This window comes from Paenibacillus selenitireducens (assembly GCF_002021565.1).
Taxonomy (GTDB): Bacteria; Bacillota; Bacilli; order Paenibacillales; family Paenibacillaceae; genus Paenibacillus_K; species Paenibacillus_K selenitireducens.
Window position 1 is genome coordinate 73,336 of sequence record NZ_MSZX01000003.1, and the last position, 22,714, is coordinate 96,049.

Here is a 22,714-nt window from a genome sequence, read left to right on the forward strand (position 1 = left end):
GTGAAGCTATGAAATATGAAAATGCGAGCGATATATTACCTGAGGAACTGCTGAAAGAAATCCAGAAATACGCAGGAGGGAAGCTTCTTTATATTCCCGCCGGGGAGGAAAAAAGGGCTTGGGGCGAAACGTCCGGCTACCGAGAACAACTGCAGAAGCGCAATCGAATGATTCGCAATAAGTACGCCCATGGGCTCACGGTTTCGGAACTTGCGGACGAATACTTCTTATCTTTGGATTCCATTAAGAAAATTATATATTCAAAAAATAATGGTGAGTATTTAACTTATTCTCCGACACTAGAATCTGCTGTACACTATGCGAATGCCGGGATGATCGAAGAGTGGATCCAATGCTATTTGCTGCTTACCCGAAAAGCTGCACCCACTGTACATGATCTCATGAATGAAGACTTTCTCTATTTGGGAATCGTTAAGTTTCCATTGCGTCTCATCCGGCTCGAAGAATACGATATCAGGGAGAACCTTGCAGACGAGAGTGAAGATGATGTATCCGCGCCCCCACCGCTTCTTATTGAATATGGGGAAGGGAAGTTTTATTGCACCGCACAACAAGAGTTGTTGGCTTCCTTAAAACAACGCAAAATAAATGCTTATCCCACCGTCATCGTTTTGAAAGGAAATGCTGAGTATAAAAGTTTCATGAAATACTACGGAAACAAATTTATTTATGTCGATAAAATATGAGTTGATTAATGGGCCATCCCGCAAAGGATGGCCTTAAAACTTGCCGTTACAGACAGTGCGGAGAACCGTATCATAAGTGATGGCGAAAAAATGTCGGCGATATGGATTTAAAACATTATCTAATCAGCCCATTGTATGGAGAACATAAAGGGGTCCGCCCATCTCAAAATAGACAGTATATTGACTAATTAAAAATATCTGATACGATTAATAAAGACAATATATTGTCTAATGAGGAAGAGGAGAAGGATTCATGGATAATTACAGAGAGTTATTTTTAATGCAACAAGTATACGCGACTTTATTCTCTCTTACCAACAAGATTCAGGGTAAAGGGGATAGCTACATGGATCATTTGACATCTAGACAGTTTATGGCAATGATGGCCGTTGCGCATTTATCCGAAGAGGAAACGTCGTTGAACAATGTTGCAAGAAAGTTAGGTTCCACCAAGCAGAGTGTGAAACAGATGGTCATCATTTTGGAGAATAAGGGTTATGTCAAAGTTGTATCTAGTAGTAAGGATAAACGGGCCGTCAATATTTCGATTACGGATTCTGGGAAACAAGCTCTTCTTGAGGACTCTAAAAACGGCATACTTTTCTTGGCAGAACTTTTTACGGAGTTCTCGACAGAGGAAATGGAAACATTCTGGGGCCTATTAAAGAAGCTGTACCGCTTTGACGGCGAGCAGCAAGATGGATTTGAAGAAGAGAGTAGGCTGGAAGTAACTGGGGACCAAAGAGACACCCAGATGAAGGCGCTGAAGGAGTTTGATAAACGAAGGAGCTATCGAGGAGTGGAGAATAGCCATGAAGAATACACGGCTGATTAATGTTGAAGAATACGCACCGATCAATGGAATTAATCAATACTTGTATCACTTGGGAACTAGCTATGATAACCCTGTAATGCTGTTTTTGCATGGAGGACCAGGTTCGGCTGAATCTTTGTTTACGAGGGTGTTCCAGGGAAAATGGGAGGACATCTATACGGTTGTTCATTGGGACCAGCGCGGGACAGGGAAAACATTAATTAGAAATCCAGATAAACTTCCAACAATTGATTTGGTACTGCAGGATTTGTTCGAAGTCATCCAACACTTGAAGAAGAAATATAACAAGCAAAAGATCGTCCTTATCGGTCATTCTTGGGGAAGTGTATTGGGCTCCGTGTTTATTCGGAAGTATCCTGAAGAGATAGCCTATTATATAGGCGTCGCGCAGGTTATTGATATGCTGGAAAATGAGAGAGTCGGGTATAACAAAGTTAAAGAACTGATTGAGCAAGCTGGTGATATCAAATCAATGAAGAAGCTGGAGTCCATCGGTGAATATCCTGGCAATCGAGTTTTATTTAACAAGGAATTTTTGAAAAAAGTTGAAGTGGTAAGAAAGCTCCAAGGAAAGTATGGAATAGGCATTAAGCTAGACCTTTCGACGTGGATAACGGTATTCAAGAGCCCTATTTTCAAGTTTTCAGATATTATTGCGTTCATGAAGATTTTTCGGGCAAATGCCAAACTACATGAATTTCTAGGTGATTTCAATCTCCGTACGGATGACGCAAATTATGAAGTTCCCATCTATTATATTTTGGGTGATAATGATTGGCAGGCTCCTTATGTCATTGCCCAAAGGTATTTTGAGGAGATCGAAGCTCCAAACAAAGGGATATTTATCATTCCTAATGCTGGACATATGACCATGATGGAACAGCCTGATCTGTTCTTTAATGCACTGCTGGAAATAAACAAGATAGAAGAAATCATGATTTGAAGAGTTGCGGAAATTGGAGTCGGGCGATCGACTCTATTTTTGTATACATGTGCTCCTTTCGCCTTTTCGCCGATAGCCCCGTTAAGCTGAACCGTATCATAAATAGGACGAAATTTTGAGTATTTAAATACCGTTCAAAGGGAGTTTTTGACTCTGCAAAAATGGCAGGTAAATACTCCTTTAGTAGTTTTGAAACCAAAGATTGCGATATCCCCAATCGAAGAGCAATTTCCTTTTGTTTAAGACCTTGCTCTCTTAACTGCTTCACCTCGTCTTTAGATTTTTTGTCTAGTTGGTCATAAGTAGACATTGTCCTTGTTTCCTTCTTTCCTGCACCAAGCCCGGAACGCTTCACCTATATTTTTATGGAGCACACGATCGGCAGGGGTTCCTTTAACAATGATTTCTTCTACGAACGTTTCGACAGGATTAATTTCTTCCTTATATGATCCTAATATCTCATCTGCTGCTTTTGATGGAGTGAAAACGTAACCGTTGTCTTTCAAATGACGCAGTCCAAATAAAGAAAAATTTAGTATACCTGGAAATTGTTGCAGCAGCAGATCATCAATAGGTGCATTAGCCGGGTGTGGCATTTTTATTGTTCATTTAGGTTGACAATGATAATCGTTATCAATAATGTAAAGATAGACGAGAGTCCTCATGCCCATCTTTCCGCATTCCAGCGGCAGATTTTTGATTGATTCCGAGTTTACACAGCCCAGTTAAAGGAGGAGATTCGGATTATGGCGGCTATTAGATTGATTTATGGTAGCATGACGAGCAATATAGAACAAATGGCTCAAGCTATAAGCTACGCAAAGCGGAATTGCTCCTCACCTGACAACTGGAACAGCAGCTTGTTGAATCGTATGTACTGCTTGTGGTCAAGAGCTGCACAGGATGTACAACGATCATCTCAGGATTACCAGTAAACTACGATTGAAATGAGGTATGCAATGTGAAAATCGACGTAAATCAGTTAGCAGAGCATTTTGCACACACTCCTTTTCAAGTAGAAGGAGTATATCGATATGCTAGAAATCCAGGTGTCCCTTACGCTGACTATACAGATTCTTTTCCTGGATTTGTGTTTCCACTTACAGGGAAGATACAATTTCAATTTAATGGCACGCCTTATATCTTTTCACCAGGAAAAGTTGTGCATGGGGGTGCAAAAATGAAACTAGATCAAAAAATGTTCGGTATAACTAACTGGGAATATATTCTTGTTCAATACCGGATATGTAATTCAGAACTAGAAGAGTCAAGCTTGTCTCATCAGCATTTTGAATTATCAACAGGACAATCTCCTCGTCTTATCGATTTAATTATGCGTCTTTGGCATGTGTATAATCAGCGTGGGGGCATTTCGATGTTTCAGACTGAAATGCTGTTTCGCGAAGTACTGAATGAGACCTTATTATGTGTTGTTAATAGGGAAGATAGCTGTGAAACAACGCATACTTTATTCGAACGGGTATCTAATTATATTCATGAATACTATGATCAAAGCCTTACAATCGCATCGCTTGCAGAACAACATAACGTTAATCGAAATCGACTTTCTTACATATTTAGAAGACATGCAGGTATGGGACCAGCAGAATATTTATTAAAATATCGTATAAACGCGGCGCAAGAAATGCTATTTACAAGTGATGCGCCTGTACAACAAATTGCGCAAACGGTTGGAATGGCTGACCCCTTTTATTTTAGTAGAGTGTTCAAGAAACAATGTGGCATTTCTCCTACTGAATATCGAGAGAAGTTCATCAATAATCCATGCTAATTTCAACATGCATCCATTCTAATCTAAAAATTACTTTACTATAATAATGGTTAACTAAAGGAACCATTATGTTGGAGGAATTTCGGATGCAAAAGATTAAAGGACTGCTAGTCTCAATGCTATTATTAGCAGGCATACTAGCAGGTTGTAATGAAGCACCTGCTGAAAATAAAGGATCAACTAAAGAAGGCACATCTACATCAGCAGTTAATGTAGATGCAACTGATTGGCCGAGAACATTTAAGGATGCCTTAGGTAAAGAAATTGTTATCAAGAAAAAACCAGAAAAAATAGCCTCACTATGGTATTTTTATCCTGAAATATTAGTTGCATTAGGTGAGCCACCTGCTGCTTCGACTGAAAAAGAGTATCTATCTTCTTTATCTTATTTAAAAGGAAAGCTGGATTCAGCTGAAGAATTAGGCGATAAAGTGTCTCCTAGTATTGAAAAAGTTTTATCTATTCAGCCTGATTTTATTTTAGCAACAGAGCATCATGAAGCAGTGTATGATTCACTAGATAAAATTGCGCCAGTCATTACGTTAAAATACAAGGACATCTATGAAGATTGGCAATATGGACTCCGTACAGTAGCCGAGATTATTGGAAAAGAAGACGAAGCAGAAAAAGTAATTGATAAAATGATGAAAGAAATCACAACTGGGCGTGAAGTATTAAAGTCGATGGAAGGAGAGACAGTAGCACTTATATTGTCTTGGGATGGAAAAACTTTTAATGTTCTAGGTGAAGGAAATCCGGTCTATAAAATTGCGTTTGATAAAGAAAAGGGACTGGGGCTTACACCAGATGATACATATACAGGCGCTAATAATGAATTTACTACGTTTGAAGGAATGTCAACTGTTCAAGCAGACCATATTTTCCTTATAGGTGACATTACAAAAGAGGAAAAATTAATGAATGGCTTAAAAGAAAGTAATGTATGGAATGCTATGAATGCCGTAAAGAAAGGCAATGTCTATTTAATGGATAATTCCGCTATTACTGGTGGGCCATTAGCTACTGAATACGCTATGCAAAATATATTAACTGCCTTGCGTAAGTAGATAATGGTTAGCTCTTGCCTGTTCACTGTAACGGTAGCTTGAAGGACAAAAAATAAGGAGTGATTACTATCCAATACCAAGCGATTAATCTAAATGAGAAACTATCTGAACTTAACGATCTTTGGTCTCTGAAAGTCATTGGTGAAATGAATGACTATCAATTTAAACTCATTAAGATTGCCGGGGAGTTTGAATGGCATAGTCATGAAGAGACCGATAAGGTATTTATGGTGATCGAAGGGGAGATGATCATTGATTTTCGTGATGGTCAGGTTAAAATCTCCAAGGGTGAGATGATTGTTCTCCCGAAGGGGATCGAGATGAAGCCTTCCGCCGAAAAGGAATGCCATATCATGTTGGTGGAGCCTAGAAGCATAGTAAACAATGACGGTACTGAGTCCGAATTAACTGCAGCCAATGATACTTGGATCTAGTGTTTGTTACTAGTACGAACTCAATGTATGAGAAAATGGTTCACTTGACATTCCCACGGCTAAAGCCGCAAGGTCACTAACGTGACTGGGATTCTTGGGTAGTTACCGTCCTCAATCCATTTCTTAAAAGCAACAGGAGAAAAACGATTCTTTTCTCCTGCTGTTATGTGTCATTTATGATTCCTTTCAAGGAAGAATCCCGCAAAGAAAACAATTAAACTAATCAGAGTACCGATAAATGTCCAAGTCATTACAGAAGTATCTTCGGCGGGACTATATGTTACAACGTAAATTACTGCAGTTACAGTATAAATAATTGATGTCACAACCTGAGTAACATGATTGATTTTAAGAAATAGTCTTACCTTCCTAGCATCCATTTTCACGAATAGCAAACCGATTGCATCAAAAATACACAATATTCCAACTGCCAAAAGTATAATGGCGACAATTTGAGGATACATTTTATCATTAATTATTCCAAATAATACATTGAAACCACTAGGATTTGTAGTTATTGTTCCTGTTGTTATTGAAGCAAATGGAAAGGCTAAAGTAAGTATTGTCACAAGCGAGAGCAAAAGTGCGACATTTGTATTAAAGACTACAAGTTTGTTTTTGTTTTTTTTCAAATTAGATCACTCCAGTTTAAGTTGTGATAGATCTAAGTCCGGTTAAAATTGTTTCCGAAAGGGTAGAGGTTCCTCCACCCTATATACGAAAAATGGACTCTCAAAATATTGAGGGTCTTTATTTTATTTCTGTAATGTCTACTTATGGTACATCTGATCACCTTTCAAGAAAAGTCGTTTCTGTTCGCAGGTAAATAGACGGTAAATGTCGTGCCTGTACCCGGTTGACTAGCGACACGAATGAAGCCGCCGTGGGCTTTGACAAAGTGATGGGTAATAGACAGTCCGAGTCCCGTTCCGCCCGAATGCCGCGAACGGGCTTCTTCCACCCGATAAAAACGATCGAATAGGTGTGCAAGATCTTCCGCCGGAATGCCGATGCCAGTGTCGGCTATGGAAACACTCGCAAAGACCGCATCCGACACAACAACTTGGTCTTCTATTTCAACGGATATCGTTCCTCCGCCGGGCGTATAACGGATCGCATTGGTTAGCAAATTAATGAAAACCTGCGTGATCCGTCTCACATCGGCCAACACCATTACCGGCCTTGTTCTCGAAGAAAGCTGGACTTCCAGTCCGAATTCTTCCGCTTCATGCATCACGTCTTCAACGATCTGTTCGAGCCGTGCCGTCAGATCGAGCATCTGACGGTCGAGCGATAAACGGCCCGCCTCAGCAAGGGACAAGACATGAAGATCCTCCACCAGTAGGCTCAGACGGATAACTTCATCATGAAGTCGAAGAAGCATTTCCGGAGGGATGTCATGTCCGTCCTGCTGGGCATTTTCCAGTTTGAGCTGCATGATGGATAGCGGTGTGCGGAGCTCGTGAGCGACATCGGCCACCAATCGCCTGCGGGCATCCTCGGCTTCTCGGAGCCGAAGCGTCATATCGTTGAATGTTTGGATCACTTTACCGTATTCGTCTCTCGTTTGTACAGGAACATTTACATCCAGATCCCCTTGCGCAACGCGTTCGATGGCTACAACGAGTTTTCTAAGCGGAAGTGTCAACACCCCCGAAATCCATAAACTGAAAAATAATCCGATCGCTACGATAAAAATCCCTTTTCCAAATCCGATCAGCTTCATCTTACCCATCATATATGTTTTCATGATCTCGATTTGTTCGTCAGGTGCGGCGTTCAAGTAAGCTTCATTGATTTTGTCCTTGTGAAATTGATCAAACAAGAAGTTCATGTAAAACTGATTGATCAGGGAATGAGTGATGCCGATGATTAAAACGAGGAGTCCCATATAGGCGAATATTTTTTGGCGGACTGTCATGGTTGTTCACCGAAGCGATACCCAAAACCGTATACGGTTTGAATATATCGAGGTTTGGTCGCATCATCCTCTAATTTTCGGCGGAGATTGCGGATATGGGAATCCATTGTCCGATCATATCCGATGTACTCATCCGTCAGAGCAGTCTTTAATAATTGCAATCGGCTGAAGACGATTCCTGGCCGCGACGCCAATGTATACAAAATTTTAAATTCGGTCGGTGTCAGCGCGATTTCCTCACCGTCTTTGAATACCTGACATTTGGCCTCGGAGATGGTCAAGTTATCCAACTTCAATAGCTTCGGCTGATCATCCGGCCCCCGCAGTCGGCGAAGCACGGCTCGAATCCGCGATGCGAGCTCGCGCAAGCTGAAAGGCTTAGTCAAATAATCGTCTGCGCCGATTTCCAGACCGACGATTTTATCCGATTCATCCAATCTGGCCGTAGCCATAATAATGCCGCAATGCGATGTTTGTCTTAATTCGCGGCATACATCGATACCGCTTTTCTCAGGGAGCATCCAATCTAGCACGACAAGATCAGGTTGCTCCGACCGCGCAACTGCAAGCGCTTCCTTACCGGTTCGGGCTAACAATACGTGGAATCCTTCCCGCTGCAAGAATGTCTGCATCTCATCCAGCAGGTCCGGTTCATCCTCCACAAGCAACAATTTGATCTCCAAAGTCAGTCCCTTCTTCCCGCTTAGTTTGAAACCATTATACCCTGATATTTGGGGAGAGTGACGAAGTCCTCGCAAAAAGAGTGAGATCTGCATATGATCTCGACATTTGTTTTGTAAACTGAGTGGGAAAGAAGGGGGGAATGGTTGAGTATGATGAAAACAATCTGGCATTAGAAGCCATTACACATGATACCAATGGGAGGAATGGTTATGAAAATTACAGTCATTGGTTCCACGGGACGAACGGGTATGCATGTTCTCGAACAAGGTGTTCGTCGAGGACATGAACTGACTGCATTTACACGAAGACCGCAATTATTGGCAAATTTCAACGGTTTAAAAAACGTAGTGACAGGGGACGGCCTTCATTTATCTGATATAAAAAAAGCCATAGATAAGCAGGATGCCATCATTGCCATTGTAGGAGATAGAAGCACCCCGATTGCGACCGATATTACTGGAACAATCATTCAAGCTATGTATGAGTCAGATGTACATCGCATTGTGTGTGTGAGTTCTTACTTACTTGGATCAACGCGTCCAAGAGTGATAACCCCTCTTTTCCAATGGTTATTGCGTCATTCTTTGGTGGATCGGTTATCTGCGGATCAATTAATCCTATCCAGTAAGACGGAATGGACGATTGTTCGTGCTACGAGATTGCTTGATAAACCAGCAACCGGCAACGTGCGTCGGCTAAAAGCAGGGCATGAATTCGAAATCGGTCCATACGAGATTTGTAGGGCAGACCTCGCGACCGTCCTTCTTGATATCGTAGAAAGTAAAGCCGACAGCAAGTCTATTATCAACGTCACTTGGGGGAAAAGAAGATGAACAATCAAGCGATTACCAGAATGCAACTGGTTTTTAAATGGATGGCATGGATCTGTGCGATTGGCATTTTGCTTCAGGTGTTTCTCGCTGGTCTATCCTTATTCTGGGAAAGTTCCTACTGGGCAAGTCATCGGGCCTTTTCCCGAGTGGTCACCATTCTGCAGTTGCTAATGCTCGTGACTTCCTTCATTGCCCGACTTCCTGTCTCCATTCGCCTGCGTAGTGCAGGGCTGGTTGGCATGATCATCTTAATGACAGTTACCGCCAATTTATCTTCGGGAGTTGCCTATTTATCGGCGCTTCACCCGGTAATCGCAGTCGTATTGTTCTTGGAAACGGTGTCCATCGCCCGAAAGCCGGTTGGCTAAAATCGAGAAATGGGGAGATATCGCAATGAAGAAGGATATTGGAATTGAAAAATGGGTGGCCGGTCCAATAACCCGATGGGTTACCTTGCTTGTTTGGATTGTTGCAGTGGGGCTGTTAAGCACGCTGCTGCCCTCCATTAACAAAGAAGTCGTAAACAACGTTCCCCCTCTGGGTGACTTCAAGCCTTCCATGCAAGCGGGTGTATTGGCTGCTAATGAATTCTCGAATGCCGATGACATTCCCGCACTTATCGTGTGGCAACGCCAGGGCGGATTAACGGACGCGGACTTGCAGAAGATTCAGGCACTCATGAAGACGCTGACGACAAATCCTGTGCAGTATCAGACGTTCGTACCACCCTTGCACCAAACATCTTTGCAGGCATTGAAAACGAAGCTCTCGGAGGATGGTAGTGCAATGGTCACACCATTACTTTTTAACAAACAGGCAGATGGAGTACAACTGGAAGAAAGCATGACCAAGGTCAAGGAAGAGGCAGCCGTGTTGTTCGGCTTAGATCCGTTCTATGTTGCCATTGATTCACCAAACAACCTCCATGCTAGAGTCACCGGTCCAGTCGGCATCCAGGTTGACGCCGTCGGATTATTCGGAAAAGCCGACAAACCGCTGCTTATCGGTACCGTGCTGCTCGTACTGGTATTACTCTTGCTTATCTACCGTTCACCGATTCTGGCGCTCATTCCGCTCGTCGCTGTCGGCTTCGCTTATCTTGTCATCAGTCCGATCCTAGGCTGGATGGCGCATGAAGGCTGGATTACGGTGGAATCTCAAGGGAAAAATATTATGTCGGTTTTATTGTTCGGCGCCGGAACAGATTATTGCCTGTTCCTCATCTCTCGGTTCCGTCAACTGCTGAAGATCGAATCTGACAAAGGCAAGGCGTTGCGTGAAGCCTTATCCGGTTCATCCGGTGCGATCGCGATGAGCGGCTTCACTGTCGTCCTTGCGCTCATTGCGCTGCTTGCCGCGGAATACGGCCCGTACCAACGATTCGCTGCTCCATTCAGTATCGCTATCCTCATTATGGGGTTGGCCAGCTTGACATTGGTCCCTGCAATGTTGGCCATTCTGGGTCGTGCTGCTTTCTGGCCATTCGTTCCCCGGACGACGGCCATGCAAGTTGATCGCGCTAAGCTTAAGGGGCGTTCCGCGCCAATTTTGTCGGTATCCTCCCGCAACCGTGTCGGTTCGCTTGTCGTACGGCGGCCATGGTTGATCATGATCACTGCCATCATCATACTTGGCGGACTGGCATTATTCACGACCCAAATTCAATTTACCTACGACAGGCTATCCTCCTTTCCCAAGGACATGGCTTCCCGAGAAGGATTCGCTGTCATAGGCGAGCAATTCTCGTCTGGCGAATTGGCTCCAGTTAAAGTAATGGTCGATACCTATGGGAAGGAGCTGGATGTCGGGAATACTATAGCTTCACTTCCTTATGTTAAGCATGTATCCGAGCCGCAGACCGGGAAGTCGAACTCCGAAATCTTGGCTTACGACGTACAGCTCAACATGAACCCTTATTCAACGGAAGCGATGGATCTCATCCCGGAAATTCGTCAAGTTGCCGAGAAAGCACTCTTACAGATCGGTGTCTCCGATGCTGCGGATCATGTATGGATTTCCGGACAGACAGCTGAGCAATACGACACGAAAGTAACAGGCGAGCGGGATATGCGCATCATCTTTCCCATCATAATTGGATTGATTTCGCTGCTTTTGTTTGCCTATCTTCGCTCTTTGATTGCTACAGTATACCTCATTCTAACCGTCATCCTATCGTATTTATCGGCGCTGGGATTAGGATGGTTGGTCATTCACTACATCTTCGGGGCGGATGCGATCCAGGGAGGCATACTGCTATACACATTCGTGTTTATTGTCGCGCTAGGCGAGGATTATAATATCTTTATGATTTCTAGTATTTGGCAGAAGATCAAGCATATGTCTTTGAAGCATGCGATCCAAGAAGGCGTAAGGGAGACGGGAGTAGTCATTACATCGGCAGGTCTTATTCTTGCGGGTACGTTCGCTGTTCTGGCCACGATGCCGGTTCAATTGCTTATGCAGGTCGGAGTTATTGTAGCGATCGGAGTACTGCTCGATACGTTCATCGTCCGTCCTTTTCTGGTGCCAGCTATTACGCTGCTGCTAGGCAAATGGGCTTTCTGGCCCGGTCGTCCTTGAAAACGGACCGCAAAGGTGATTAGCATTTTTCTACCCGTCCCCTACAAGGCAGGTGCCGTTACCAGGACAAGTGTCCCGACATAGGAATAAGCAGATGAGAACAGCTTACTCCATGAACGAGGATGGTGGACATTCGATGGCACAAAACCGGAAAAAGGCAGGTACCCGATTGACCGGAAGGATCGTGTTGCCGGGCAACCCGTCATACAATGCGGCTAGAATGGAGTTCAACAGGCGCTTTTCCAAGTTTCCACGGGTCATCGTTTTTTGCAGACGAACGCAGGATGTGATCAACGCAGTCAAATGGGCTCGTGAGCGGGGCGTACGGCTGCGAGCGCGCAGCGGGCGGCACAGCTATGAAGGATTTTCGGCTGTCAATGGCGGGGTTATTATCGATGTGAGCGAGATGAATAAGGCTAAGGTGAACCGCAAGAATATGGTGGCCCATATACAGACGGGCAATCCGCTTGCTCGCGTGTACAGGAAGCTCTGGAATAAGCGCGTGACACTACCGGCTGGAACTGCACCCGATGTGGGGATTGCCGGACTTACTCTGGGAGGCGGAATTGGACTGTTGTCGCGCAAATATGGGCTTACCTGCGATAACCTGAAACAGGTAAAGATGGTCGTAACCTCAGGACGGTATGGGGCGAAGACGATCGTAGCAAACAAGAAGAAACATGCCGATCTGCTCTGGGCATCACGTGGCGGTGGGGGAGGGAACTTTGGCATTGCTACAGCGTATACGTTTCGGGTACGGCCCATCTCAACAGTCTCCATCTACAGCATTACCTGGAAATGGCGCGATCTGGGGAAGGTATTCCCGGCTTGGCAGCGCTGGGCACCTTCTGTCACGAACCGCTTAACCTCAACCATCGAGGTGGCTGCCAAGCAGGTGGGAACCATCGTGTCTACCGGGCAATTGCTGGGAGGTGCAGAGGAGCTGCTGCGATTGATTAGACCGTTGCTACAAGTAGGAACTCCGGTAAAAGTGATGGTGCGGACAGTGCCTTTTATCGAAGCGACCAATTTTTTTGCCGCAGCGGACCTCAATCTGGAGCCGAAGTTTAAAATTACCGGGGCTTACGGGTTTAAGCCTTTGCCTCGCAAAGGCGTACGGATGATTCGTGATTTCCTGTCCAAAGCGCCCAACAGGCATGCTACCGTGTGGTGTCAAAGCTTGGGTGGTGCAGGAAGCGCGGTGAGCCGGGTATCCCCGACTGCAACGGCCTATCCTCATCGGAAGGCAGAGACGATCTATGAGCTGTCGGCGCGATGGAGGAACGACGGCGAGCAGCAGCGGAATATTCAGTGGGTGAAAAGGTTCCGCAAAGCGCTACGTCCCTTTGTTATTGGGGATTATGTGAACTTTCCCGATTTGCAGATCAAGAACTGGCCTAAGGCGTATTATGGTGTGAACATTGCCAGATTGAAGCGGGTGAAACGAAAATACGATCCCCATAATGTATTTCGTTTTGCCCAGAGTATTCCGGTGGGGAGCAGGTGAGCAAGCGGTTCCAGTCAAGCTGAGCTTGCTCACCAGGATCTGTTTCGAATCGTACTGTTCTTGCGGGGAAGTGAGATGTTTCCGATGATGCCAAATTATCAGTACCGAGACGATTTAACAGGTTGTCATGTTTAGACAAAATTAAGCGGTCTTGGTCCTGATTTCATGGGATTAAGGCCGTTTTATGATATATTCAAGTTAAGACGGCTTAATCACTAACGACAAACCATTAAAAGGGAAGTGCGAATAATGAATCTAGAAATGGTCATGCAAGAGCTTGAAGCTCTCGGCAAGGAACGTACCAAGAAGATATACCAATCCAATGGCGCGCATGAACCGCTTTTTGGCGTGGCTACAGGCGGGATGAAGCCCATCTTCAGGAAAATAAAACGCAATCAACCATTGGCCGAGCAGCTCTATGTTACAGGGAATTACGACGCTATGTACTTTGCCGGGGTGATCGCGGATCCTAAAGCAATGTCTGAGGCGGATTTCGATCGGTGGATAGATAGAGCTTATTTTTATATGCTGTCGGATTATGTGGTGGCAGTAACTTTAGCAGAAACGGATATTGCGCAAGAAGTTGCCGATAAATGGATTGCAAGCGATATAGAGCTAAAAATGTCGGCGGGCTGGAGCTGCTACTGCTGGCTACTCGGGAATCGTCCGGACAGTGAATTTTCCGAAGAAAAACTTGCCGATATGTTGGAACTTGTAAAAAATACGATTCATGATGCCCCTGAACGTACGAAATACGCAATGAACAATTTCATGTACACTGTGGGAGTATCCTATCTGCCACTCCATGATAAGGCGGTCACGATCGCGAAGGAAGTAGGCCCGGTGGAAGTCAATCGCGATATCGCAAAAAGCAAGTTTTTGAACGCTTCCGTAAATATTCAAAAGGCGGCAGATAAAGGACAGCTCGGCTTCAAACGAAAATATGTAAGGTGTTAGTCAATATATCTTGAATGATTAAATAGGGCGAATGAATTGGCCTCATTTCCCAAAGAGCACCCGTTTGTTATGCATGAGTTTTCTCCAATTTTATTTCGTGGTTGTAAAATAGGATTCCCCTAGAAGTTCCTTCACTTGATAACTGCTTGGTGACAGTTCTTTTTCAACAAAAGCGTTGATTTCCGACTTTTCAATATCATACATAACTTCAATTTCTTTAGAAAATAATAGCTTTTCTTTTTCAAGCAGGTTTGAAAGGGATGGTTGTTGTTTTGGTTGTATTTCTTCCGTATTTAGAATTTGCTGTAGGCCCTCAACATAGGACTCCAACGGACGACTACCCACGATTTTCAATCCTTTATTTTCCTCGTTGATCATAATGATGGTCGGGAAACCTCTAACCCCAAGGCTTCTAGCGAGACTAAAATCTTCATTCAATAATTGTTGGCCGGTTTGTTGTTCGGCATCCCTGACAATAGCTTCTCCATCAAGTCCAAGCTGATTTACGATGTCTATCATGATGGATTCATCGGCGATATTTTGATTAAATGCGAACAGAGCTTCTCGTGATCGTCTTAAGTAATCATAGGCTAATGCATCGTTATGATTTTTCTGAATCACTTTAAATACACGAGAAGGCGGATAAGAGGATTGGACCGGATTATCGAGCATCAATGAACCGTCAATCGGCATGCGCGAATATTCTCCAACCTCTCTCCAGTGGCCGAAGACGTCAGCAGGTCCTGATATTCCGTTACGTGGGTCGACAGGCTCATCACTCCATTTTTCCAGCAACCCGCCCATTACCGTATGAAAGTTGAAATAATGTCCATACTGCTCTTTAAATCGACGAAGAACGGGTTCAAGCGCCCAGCAGTGAGAGCAAATAGGATCCGTTACATAATACAATTCAATGGATTTTTGAGGTTGATTAAAATCAATCATCTCCATTTCTTCCTCCCCAGCTACGCCACATACACCGGTTTCTAAATCACAAATCATATGATTATCGTTCGCCATTCGTTTATCCTCATTTACCATGATTGTTGCCTCCTTGTAGTAGTTGTTTTCCCATCATTCTAACCATAATCAATCGAGCAGAACACCAATAGATCATTCGATTTGTCGTTTATGCAACACATTGATACAATTGTTTAAAAAGTTGGAGGGACATGATATGACGCAATCAAAGACAGATCCCCGAGTTTTACGAACTCGTAAGTTAATCATGGACTCTTTTATTGAACTTTCAGGTAAAAAAGAATTCAAGGATATTACCGTTAAGGATATTACATCAGAGGCTAAGATTAATCGTGCAACGTTCTATTATCACTTTGAAGATATATATGACTTGCTCGACAAGATATTATCGGAAGTATTATTGATTAATTTGAACGCCATCGATTTCGAGAAAAGCGAACTAAATGAAGCATCGATTATTGATATCTTCGTGGCCATAACGGATTTTCAGAGAGCGTTATCCAATCGGTGTCATAGAGGATACGATGAGACCATAGCCCGCATTATTAGGGAGCAACTTGAAATCATTTTCTATGGAATGTTACGAAAACAACATACAACAGAAGAGGATGAATCCCTAAAAATTACAGCTGTCATTTTAAGTTGGGGCGTTTATGGCGCTTCTGTGGAGTGGAGGAGAAATTGTAAGGAATCATCGCCGGAAGCATTTATTAAGTCGGCCATTCCTTTTCTGATGTCTGGGATTGAACACGTGTGAGGTTTTATAATTTCGAAACTAAGATGAAGAATGAATTTAATCCAATCATAAGGATGATCTGCATATGAAAATTTTATTAGTCGAAGATGATAAGACGATCGCGTCGGGACTGGAATATTCGTTGCAGCAAGATGGTTATCCAACCGTTCTCTGCTATGATGTCGCCTCAGCCAAAAAGGCGCTCGCAGATGACATCGACCAGTTCGCTTTATGCTTGTTCGATTTACAGCTTCCGGATGGAAGCGGCTATGAATTGTGCAAGATGGTGAAGGAGCGGCGAGACATTCCGGTCATCTTCTTAACGGTGATCGACGATGAGGTCAATGTCGTGATGGGGCTCGACATGGGAGCCGACGATTACATTACCAAACCTTTTCGAGTTCGTGAGCTGCTGTCCCGAATCAAGTCCGTCTTGCGGAGATACCAGAAGCCGTCCCAAGCCAGAGCGATCATCGACATCGACCATGTCCGAATCAATACGCTGGAAGGCAAAGTGCATAAAAACGGCGCCGAAATTTCGCTCACCGCCTTGGAATATCGCTTATTGCTGATCTTCGGCAACCACGTTGGACAAGTCCTCACAAGGAATCAGCTCTTAGAGCAAATCTGGGATGTGGCCGGCGACTTCGTGAACGACAATACGTTAACGGTGTATATCAAAAGGCTGAGGGAAAAGCTGGAGGATGATCCAGGGCATCCGACATTGATCAAAACGGTACGCGGTTTAGGCTATAAGGTTGGTGATTAGATGTTGCGTAATCGAGAAATTCAACTATTATTGCTCCTCATGGGCTTGATTAGCTTAGCGGCGCTCGTTGCCGCTGCTTTCATTTCGATTGTCGCCGCGGTGCTCGTATTCATTCTATCCATTCTGCTCATTGGCAGCAGTTTGTTATTCACCAGATGGAGATATCGCGAGCTAGCGAAGCTGTCCGTCTATTTACGGAAAATTAGCAACGGCGATGATTCCCTCGACGTTCGCGATAACCAAGAAGGCGAGCTGAGCATTTTAAAAAATGATATTTACAAAGTGACGCTCATGCTATCGGAGCACCGGTCGCTATTGCAGCGGGACAAAACTCAACTGACGGATGCCATCTCCGATATTTCGCATCAGCTCAAGACCCCGCTTACCTCCATGACGATGATGGCGGATTTATTAAGCGCCCCTGACCTGCCTCTGGATAAAAGAACGGAGTTCACCCATCATATTCGCGTCCAGCTTGATCGCATCGATTGGCTGGTTTCTTCCTTACTAAAGTTATCGAAAATTGACGCGAAGACCATCCCATTCAAAAAAGATCGAATACCCGTGACAAACCTGATCCAAAAGGCATTAGAGCCGGTGATGATTCCGATGGACATTAAGGGACAGACGGTTTCCATCGCGGGCGATGACGACGTCTCTTTTGTCGGCGACTTCAATTGGACGGCCGAAGCGGTCATCAATATATTGAAGAACGGCGTAGAGCATACGCCTGAAGGAGGAGCGATCACCATCGCATATTCCGAAAACGCGTTATTTACGGAAATCGTCATTGCCGACAACGGCAAAGGCATTCCGAAAGAAGATTTGCCTTATATTTTCAAACGTTTTTACAAAGGAAAGAACGCCGGCGAAGGAAGCATCGGCATAGGACTTGCAATGGCTCACAGCATCATTGCCAGCCAGAACGGCGTGATCGATGTAACGAGCGACGGCGGAAAGGGTACGCAGTTTCGGATTAAATTTTATAAGCAAGTGATTTAACGGCAAGCCGTAAGTGACTGAATTGTCACCTCCATCGTCACCGGAAAGTCATTTTAGACAGATAAAATGATATTCATCAGCTAAGCGATGGAGGTAAGACAATGCAATTGAAGCAACACCGAAAGATGATTTTGGCTATAACCATATCGTATACCCTTTTGATTCTTTATTTTCTGTTTTTCGCTTTCGGCAGAGTAGATAAGGTAGATCAAATCACCGAGTACACCTTTATTTTTTTGCCGGACGGTTTCTTTAGGCTGCCAGGTCTATCCGATCTTCTACATCCTACGCTGATGGATTTAGTGGGTTTCGGGAACATCACAGCCTTCATCCCTTTTGGCATCTTGATTCCGTTGTTATATCGGACCAACTTTATTCGATTTATGACATTGTTCACCCTGTCCATTCTCGTGCTGGAGACGATCCAGGCACTAACGTTCCTCGGCAGCTTCGATATAAATGACGTCATACAGAACGCATCGGGCGCAGCCATCGGATTCGGGGCGTTTAAGCTTGGCTTTCGTATGAAAAACGACTGGAGAAATATTGTTGCTACGGGCATTTACAGTGTTGTCTTGATGCTTGGGGTATGGGGGGTCTTCGGGCTGGTTGACCAAACGTTCACCAAAGAAATCGGCCCCTTTGTGGCGTACACGTATACGTTGGGCAATAGGGAGGAGAAATATCTCTCCTTTAATTATGGAGAGGTGTAAAATGAATTTTATTAATGAACGAGAAAAGAAATTTACTAAACGACAAATTATATTACTTATATTAATAGTAGGATATTATTCCCTTTTAATAATGGCTACCACATTTGGTCGTTCAGCTGAGAATATCTTTGTAAGAACAATTGATTTCGATGTACTGAGCGAGTATCAAAAAGCATGGAATCAATTTTCATTTAATTCTTTTTTTCATATCATTGTTAATATAGGTATGCTGTTTCCGCTAGGGATTTTATTACCTTTATTTAGTGAAGTTTTTTTGAAAGCAAAATGGATGTTAATCAGTTCAATTACAACATCTTTATGTATTGAAACGCTTCAATTTATAACACTTCGTGGAAGTGCGGAACTAGACGATTTACTTCATAATACCGTAGGAATGATGCTAGGGTATTGCGTATTAAATATAGCTCTTATTATTTTGGGAAAAAAGGAATCATACACACAAATAGTCAAATATTTAATCTTACCCACGGCAGTAAGCCTCGTCGCACTTGGAATAATTATTTCGTATCAAATGAAGGAATTTGGTAATATGCCATTTGATCCTTATGGAAAAACAGATATGTCTCATGTCACGATAAAAACATCACTAGAGTTAAGTGATGAAGGTGAAAAAATGCCTATTTACGATTCCAAAGGTCAGAAAGTGCGAGACGTCGAAATTATTTCTCCAAAAGAAGCATTTCAAAAATTGAAACATGGAGACATTTATCCTATGGGACCTTTCGGAGCGGGTGAAGAATTTGAAGGTGAGACATTAGTCATTACAGAGTATAAATTAGAGCACGTCACTGATACAAAAGGTTTTTCTCAACCTGTATATATTTTTCGCGTACAGTTAAAAGATCATGACTTCGTTCTTACGGCTCCACCTATTTCCGCAAGGAAATAATGTGAAATGAAACACAAGGAAAGGAGGTATGGCCATGGATATTTTAAAAATCGAGCATCTGTCTAAAATATACGGCAAAGGCGAATCAGCAGTGAAGGCGCTTGACGATGTTTCTTTCTCGGTTCAAAAAGGCGAATTCGTCGCGATTATCGGCCCGTCCGGATCGGGAAAGTCGACGCTCCTCCATATGCTGGGCGGCGTGGATCAGCCGACTGGCGGTAAAGTTTATGTTGAGGATACGGATATGTATGCCTTGAACGAAACGCAGCTGGCCATCTTCAGGCGCAGGCAAATCGGCCTAATCTACCAATTCTTCAATCTGATTCCCGTCCTGACGGTAGAGGAGAATATGACGCTGCCGCTCTTGCTGGATAACCAAAAGGTAGATCAAACGCAGTTGGATCGTCTTGTAAATACGCTGAATTTGCAGCATCGATTAAATCACCTGCCGAATCAGCTATCCGGCGGACAACAGCAACGGGTCTCGATCGGCAGAGCACTCATCGGCAATCCTGCGATCATGCTGGCCGACGAGCCGACTGGGAATCTGGACAGCAAGAATAGCAGCGAGATCGTCGACTTATTAAAAATGTTGAATAAAACCTATCAGCAGACGCTGATTGTTATTACGCACGACGAACGAATTGCCTTGCAAGCCGACAGGATCATTTCGATTGAAGACGGGAGGATTGCCAAAGACGAGGTGATCCGACGTTGAATATTGTTAATACGCTAACTATCCGGCATCTGAAGCAGAACAAGAGACGAACACTCGTAACCATCATCGGCGTCATCATTTCGGTTGCCATGGTGACCGCCGTCGCTACGCTTGTGTTTTCCTTTTCGGATTTATTGATCAAGCAAGCTATCGCGGATTCAGGGGAGTGGCATGTCCAATATCAAGATGTCACCAAAGAACAGCTTGCGGCGATACAGGGCGATGACGCAACCAAAACCGTCGCGATGGCAAGAGATATTGGGTTTGCCCCACTAGAAGGGGGGCAAACTCCCAATAAGCCGTACTTGTTCATCAAGGCATATGACGCGCAAGGTTTCGCGCAATTTCAGGTTGAACTAAGCAAGGGGCGTCTTCCGCTTACGGACAAGGAAGTCGTTATCTCCGAACCCGTTGCAATGAACGCCAAAGTGAAGTACGAAATCGGCGATCGTCTATCCCTTCGCGTCGGCGAACGATTCGAACAAGGGGGCGATCATCCCCTGGATCAGACCGAACCGCTGCGTAGGGAAGACAGCTCATTGACTGAAACGTTGCAGCATATCAAGACAAGGGAGTATACGGTGGTAGGCTTCATTAAGACTCCCTTAGGGGAAACGCCCTGGTCCCCGGGGTATACAATCCTTAGCTATGTCGATGAAAATAGCATCGGGGCAAACGATCGAGTCGATGCGTCGGTGGTGTTGCAGCGTGTCAATCCGTTCTTGTTCGCTCATGCGGAGGGTTTGGCAGAGAAAAACCATATGGAGTCCGTCCAATATAATAACGGTTTACTTCGTTATTACGGCTTGTCCAAAAGCAGTGGCTCGTCGAGCATGATGTTCTTCTTATCGGCGATCATTATGGGGGTCATTATGATCGGATCGGTGTCGCTGATCTATAATGCTTTTGCGATATCCGTCTCGGAACGTTCACGCCATTTAGGGATGCTGGCGAGCGTGGGGGCAACGAAAAGGCAGAAGCGTAATTCGGTGCTTTTTGAAGGTGTCGTCATTGGATTGATCAGCATTCCCATTGGCATCCTATGCGGTCTTGCCGGGATTGGGATCACTTTTTGGTTCATGAATTCCATGATTCAAGGGGCATTATGGACCAATGAAAAGCTGACGCTTATCGTTACGCCGTTATCGCTCTTAATTACTTGTGTGTTATCGCTGTTGACGATTTTCATTTCGTCGTATCTCCCGGCGATCAGGGCATCCAAGGTATCCGCGATGGACGCGATTCGCCAGACTACCGACGTCAAGCTTACGGCCAAAGCCGTGAGAACGTCGAAGTTCATCCGCAAGTTCTTCGGGATCGAAGCGGAGATCGGGCTGAAAAACTTAAAAAGGAACAAACGGAGATATCATGCCATCGTATTTTCGCTCGTCATCAGCATTGTTTTGTTTTTGACGGTATCATTTTTTACGGCCGGCATGACACAATCCCTGGAACTGTCGCGGGAAGGCATCAATTTTGATATTGAAGTGTTGCACGGCGACGGAAAAAGATTAGACGACCGGTTGATACAATCGATTGTATCCCTGGATGGCGTCACGGAATATAACGTGATTCGTGAGATGTATGGGAACGCTTGGGTCGATGCAGCGATCATCGCCGATGAATTGCAAGCGAAGGTGAAGAAGGACAAGAGCTTACTGCAAGACGGCAAATACCCTTACGATATTAAGATTCATGCATTGGACGATTCGAGCCTGCAAGCCTATGCCAGAGCGGTCGGCGCAGATTACGCGCAGCTTACGGATCCGGATCATCCCGCCGCGATCGTGATGGATAGGATCCATTACAAAGATATGGATACGGGGAAATACGTCCAGACGAAGGCCATCTATACGAATGTCGGCCAACGTATCGAGTTAACGAACTTCTATAAAGAAAATGGAGAAGAAACGAAGGTAAACGAAGTGACCGTTGCCGCGTTAACGGATCAAGCACCGATGGGGATGGGCCCGACAGGCGTAGGCGGGTTAAATATGATCGTGTCGGAACGCGTCATGAATCGATTGGCAGACGACGATCTTGGTAACGTTCAGATGTACCTCCATTTGAAAAGCACGGAACCGCTGCGAACGCAGCAGGAAATCGAAGAGATGCATGAGACCAATCTGAATGTCTTCAATGTATATCAATCCCGAAAAAGCGAAGAACAACAGATTCTATTGATGTCCGTCTTCTCTTATGGATTTATCGTATTGATTTCGGCGATTTCCATTGCGAACATTTTTAATACGATCTCGACGGGCTTATCCCTTCGCAAACGAGAATTCGCGATGCTGAAATCCGTAGGCATGACGCCAAAAGGCTTTACGAAAATGATGAACTATGAAAGTATTTTTTATGGGGTCAAGTCACTGGTGTTCGGGCTTCCCGTCAGTTTCATCGTGATGTATCTGATCTATAGGGCATTTTCGAACAAATTCAGCTATGGGTTCACCCTTCCTTGGATGAGCATTCTGTCTGTCATTGTCGCCGTATTTGTCATTGTCGGTTCCGCCATGTTATATTCCGGCGCGAAAGTAAAAAAGGAAAACATTATGGATGTATTAAAGCAAGAGAATATATAATAGGCCAAAGACCCTGACTTGGTTAAAGTCAGGGCTTGCT

General features: G+C 44.3%; 23 protein-coding genes and 2 pseudogenes. 19 read left to right on the forward strand and 6 right to left on the reverse strand.

Going from position 1 to position 22,714, the window contains the following annotated elements; all coding sequences use genetic code 11:
- Positions 1-8: 8 nt before the first annotated feature.
- The 3 genes and pseudogenes from BVG16_RS08135 to BVG16_RS08145 form a co-directional block, all read left to right on the forward strand.
- Positions 9-266 (forward strand): annotated as a pseudogene (locus tag BVG16_RS08135) (CD3324 family protein); the annotation flags it as partial.
- 694 nt (positions 267-960) lie between these two features.
- Complete coding sequence (locus tag BVG16_RS08140; protein ID WP_078498060.1) at positions 961-1,542, forward strand: MarR family winged helix-turn-helix transcriptional regulator; 582 nt, start codon at positions 961-963, stop codon at positions 1,540-1,542.
- Entirely contained in the window at positions 1,520-2,485 is a 966-nt protein-coding gene (locus BVG16_RS08145; RefSeq protein ID WP_078498061.1) for an alpha/beta fold hydrolase, read from the forward strand. Before BVG16_RS08140 ends, BVG16_RS08145 begins: the two co-directional genes overlap by 23 nt.
- On the opposite strand, the gene BVG16_RS33980 is transcribed toward BVG16_RS08145, so the two are convergent.
- Both BVG16_RS33980 and BVG16_RS08155 read right to left on the reverse strand, forming a co-directional pair.
- Complete coding sequence (locus BVG16_RS33980) at positions 2,475-2,795, reverse strand: helix-turn-helix domain-containing protein (RefSeq protein WP_078498062.1); 321 nt, start codon at positions 2,793-2,795, stop codon at positions 2,475-2,477. The genes BVG16_RS08145 and BVG16_RS33980 overlap by 11 nt on opposite strands.
- A complete protein-coding gene (locus BVG16_RS08155; RefSeq protein ID WP_078498063.1) occupies positions 2,782-3,081 on the reverse strand; it encodes a hypothetical protein in 300 nt (99 codons plus the stop codon). Before BVG16_RS08155 ends, BVG16_RS33980 begins: the two co-directional genes overlap by 14 nt.
- Positions 3,082-3,231: 150 nt before the next feature.
- Between BVG16_RS08155 and BVG16_RS08160 the strand changes: the two genes are divergently transcribed.
- The 4 genes from BVG16_RS08160 (at position 3,232) to BVG16_RS08175 (ending at position 5,778) form a co-directional block, all read left to right on the forward strand.
- Positions 3,232-3,420, forward strand: coding sequence for a flavodoxin family protein (locus BVG16_RS08160; protein ID WP_078498064.1), 189 nt, complete (start codon positions 3,232-3,234; stop codon positions 3,418-3,420).
- A gap of 26 nt (positions 3,421-3,446) precedes the next feature.
- On the forward strand, positions 3,447-4,277 hold the full coding sequence (locus BVG16_RS08165) for a helix-turn-helix transcriptional regulator (protein WP_078498065.1): 831 nt from the start codon (positions 3,447-3,449) through the stop codon (positions 4,275-4,277).
- 86 nt (positions 4,278-4,363) lie between these two features.
- Positions 4,364-5,344, forward strand: a complete 981-nt coding sequence (locus tag BVG16_RS08170) for an ABC transporter substrate-binding protein (protein ID WP_078498066.1) — start codon at positions 4,364-4,366, stop codon at positions 5,342-5,344.
- Positions 5,345-5,412: 68 nt separating this feature from the next.
- Positions 5,413-5,778, forward strand: a complete 366-nt coding sequence (locus BVG16_RS08175; RefSeq protein WP_078498488.1) for a cupin domain-containing protein — start codon at positions 5,413-5,415, stop codon at positions 5,776-5,778.
- 170 nt (positions 5,779-5,948) lie between these two features.
- On the opposite strand, the gene BVG16_RS08180 is transcribed toward BVG16_RS08175, so the two are convergent.
- The 3 genes from BVG16_RS08180 to BVG16_RS08190 all read right to left on the reverse strand — a co-directional run bounded on the left by BVG16_RS08180 (position 5,949) and on the right by BVG16_RS08190 (position 8,382).
- On the reverse strand, positions 5,949-6,410 hold the full coding sequence (locus tag BVG16_RS08180; RefSeq protein ID WP_078498067.1) for a hypothetical protein: 462 nt from the start codon (positions 6,408-6,410) through the stop codon (positions 5,949-5,951).
- A 164-nt stretch (positions 6,411-6,574) separates the two neighbouring features.
- On the reverse strand, positions 6,575-7,699 hold the full coding sequence (locus tag BVG16_RS08185; protein ID WP_078498068.1) for a sensor histidine kinase: 1,125 nt from the start codon (positions 7,697-7,699) through the stop codon (positions 6,575-6,577).
- Complete coding sequence (locus tag BVG16_RS08190; protein ID WP_078498069.1) at positions 7,696-8,382, reverse strand: response regulator transcription factor; 687 nt, start codon at positions 8,380-8,382, stop codon at positions 7,696-7,698. Before BVG16_RS08190 ends, BVG16_RS08185 begins: the two co-directional genes overlap by 4 nt.
- Before the next feature lie 210 nt (positions 8,383-8,592).
- Here BVG16_RS08190 and BVG16_RS08195 point away from each other — a divergent pair, with 210 nt between their 5' ends.
- The 5 genes from BVG16_RS08195 (at position 8,593) to BVG16_RS08215 (ending at position 14,260) form a co-directional block, all read left to right on the forward strand.
- Positions 8,593-9,216 (forward strand): NAD(P)-dependent oxidoreductase, encoded by a 624-nt coding sequence (locus BVG16_RS08195; protein ID WP_158081647.1) that lies wholly within the window; start codon positions 8,593-8,595, stop codon positions 9,214-9,216.
- Positions 9,213-9,584 (forward strand): DUF6220 domain-containing protein, encoded by a 372-nt coding sequence (locus BVG16_RS08200; protein WP_078498071.1) that lies wholly within the window; start codon positions 9,213-9,215, stop codon positions 9,582-9,584. Before BVG16_RS08195 ends, BVG16_RS08200 begins: the two co-directional genes overlap by 4 nt.
- Positions 9,585-9,609: 25 nt before the next feature.
- Entirely contained in the window at positions 9,610-11,796 is a 2,187-nt protein-coding gene (locus BVG16_RS08205; RefSeq protein WP_078498072.1) for an MMPL family transporter, read from the forward strand.
- Positions 11,797-11,932: 136 nt separating this feature from the next.
- Entirely contained in the window at positions 11,933-13,303 is a 1,371-nt protein-coding gene (locus tag BVG16_RS08210) for an FAD-binding oxidoreductase (protein ID WP_078498073.1), read from the forward strand.
- Between the two features lie 249 nt (positions 13,304-13,552).
- A complete protein-coding gene (locus tag BVG16_RS08215) occupies positions 13,553-14,260 on the forward strand; it encodes a DNA alkylation repair protein (RefSeq protein ID WP_078498074.1) in 708 nt (235 codons plus the stop codon).
- A gap of 90 nt (positions 14,261-14,350) precedes the next feature.
- Here BVG16_RS08215 and BVG16_RS08220 read toward each other — a convergent pair whose 3' ends face one another.
- Entirely contained in the window at positions 14,351-15,301 is a 951-nt protein-coding gene (locus BVG16_RS08220; RefSeq protein ID WP_078498075.1) for a DsbA family protein, read from the reverse strand.
- A 136-nt stretch (positions 15,302-15,437) separates the two neighbouring features.
- Between BVG16_RS08220 and BVG16_RS08225 the strand changes: the two genes are divergently transcribed.
- The 7 genes and pseudogenes from BVG16_RS08225 (at position 15,438) to BVG16_RS08255 (ending at position 22,674) form a co-directional block, all read left to right on the forward strand.
- A complete protein-coding gene (locus BVG16_RS08225; protein ID WP_078498076.1) occupies positions 15,438-15,998 on the forward strand; it encodes a TetR/AcrR family transcriptional regulator in 561 nt (186 codons plus the stop codon).
- 64 nt (positions 15,999-16,062) lie between these two features.
- On the forward strand, positions 16,063-16,746 hold the full coding sequence (locus tag BVG16_RS08230) for a response regulator transcription factor (RefSeq protein ID WP_078498077.1): 684 nt from the start codon (positions 16,063-16,065) through the stop codon (positions 16,744-16,746).
- Positions 16,747-17,748: a sensor histidine kinase gene (locus BVG16_RS08235; protein ID WP_078498078.1), complete on the forward strand. Its 1,002-nt coding sequence runs from the start codon at positions 16,747-16,749 to the stop codon at positions 17,746-17,748. It begins immediately after the preceding gene.
- A 101-nt stretch (positions 17,749-17,849) separates the two neighbouring features.
- Positions 17,850-18,452 (forward strand): annotated as a pseudogene (locus tag BVG16_RS08240) (VanZ family protein); the annotation flags it as partial.
- A gap of 10 nt (positions 18,453-18,462) precedes the next feature.
- Positions 18,463-19,371: a VanZ family protein gene (locus BVG16_RS08245; RefSeq protein WP_078498080.1), complete on the forward strand. Its 909-nt coding sequence runs from the start codon at positions 18,463-18,465 to the stop codon at positions 19,369-19,371.
- Positions 19,372-19,405: 34 nt separating this feature from the next.
- The gene (locus BVG16_RS08250; protein WP_078498081.1) at positions 19,406-20,089 is read left to right on the forward strand and encodes an ABC transporter ATP-binding protein; all 684 of its coding nucleotides are present in this window, start codon (positions 19,406-19,408) and stop codon (positions 20,087-20,089) included.
- Positions 20,086-22,674 (forward strand): ABC transporter permease, encoded by a 2,589-nt coding sequence (locus tag BVG16_RS08255; protein WP_078498082.1) that lies wholly within the window; start codon positions 20,086-20,088, stop codon positions 22,672-22,674. The genes BVG16_RS08250 and BVG16_RS08255 overlap by 4 nt, the downstream gene beginning before the upstream one ends.
- Positions 22,675-22,714: the final 40 nt, after the last annotated feature.

Bases quoted from the DNA above. Each gene is read 5' to 3' on its own strand.
- BVG16_RS08250 (WP_078498081.1), top strand. From the start codon at position 19,406: ATGGATATTTTAAAAATCGAGCATCTGTCTAAAATATACGGCAAAGGC.
- BVG16_RS08200 (WP_078498071.1), top strand. From the start codon at position 9,213: ATGAACAATCAAGCGATTACCAGAATGCAACTGGTTTTTAAATGGATG.
- BVG16_RS08220 (WP_078498075.1), bottom strand. From the start codon at position 15,301: ATGGTAAATGAGGATAAACGAATGGCGAACGATAATCATATGATTTGT.
- BVG16_RS08155 (WP_078498063.1), bottom strand. From the start codon at position 3,081: ATGCCACACCCGGCTAATGCACCTATTGATGATCTGCTGCTGCAACAA.
- BVG16_RS08160 (WP_078498064.1), top strand. From the start codon at position 3,232: ATGGCGGCTATTAGATTGATTTATGGTAGCATGACGAGCAATATAGAA.
- BVG16_RS33980 (WP_078498062.1), bottom strand. From the start codon at position 2,795: ATGTCTACTTATGACCAACTAGACAAAAAATCTAAAGACGAGGTGAAG.
- BVG16_RS08170 (WP_078498066.1), top strand. From the start codon at position 4,364: ATGCAAAAGATTAAAGGACTGCTAGTCTCAATGCTATTATTAGCAGGC.
- BVG16_RS08245 (WP_078498080.1), top strand. From the start codon at position 18,463: ATGAATTTTATTAATGAACGAGAAAAGAAATTTACTAAACGACAAATT.
- BVG16_RS08140 (WP_078498060.1), top strand. From the start codon at position 961: ATGGATAATTACAGAGAGTTATTTTTAATGCAACAAGTATACGCGACT.
- BVG16_RS08205 (WP_078498072.1), top strand. From the start codon at position 9,610: ATGAAGAAGGATATTGGAATTGAAAAATGGGTGGCCGGTCCAATAACC.
- BVG16_RS08210 (WP_078498073.1), top strand. From the start codon at position 11,933: ATGGCACAAAACCGGAAAAAGGCAGGTACCCGATTGACCGGAAGGATC.
- BVG16_RS08195 (WP_158081647.1), top strand. From the start codon at position 8,593: ATGAAAATTACAGTCATTGGTTCCACGGGACGAACGGGTATGCATGTT.
- BVG16_RS08225 (WP_078498076.1), top strand. From the start codon at position 15,438: ATGACGCAATCAAAGACAGATCCCCGAGTTTTACGAACTCGTAAGTTA.
- BVG16_RS08230 (WP_078498077.1), top strand. From the start codon at position 16,063: ATGAAAATTTTATTAGTCGAAGATGATAAGACGATCGCGTCGGGACTG.
- BVG16_RS08145 (WP_078498061.1), top strand. From the start codon at position 1,520: ATGAAGAATACACGGCTGATTAATGTTGAAGAATACGCACCGATCAAT.
- BVG16_RS08185 (WP_078498068.1), bottom strand. From the start codon at position 7,699: ATGACAGTCCGCCAAAAAATATTCGCCTATATGGGACTCCTCGTTTTA.
- BVG16_RS08235 (WP_078498078.1), top strand. From the start codon at position 16,747: ATGTTGCGTAATCGAGAAATTCAACTATTATTGCTCCTCATGGGCTTG.
- BVG16_RS08215 (WP_078498074.1), top strand. From the start codon at position 13,553: ATGAATCTAGAAATGGTCATGCAAGAGCTTGAAGCTCTCGGCAAGGAA.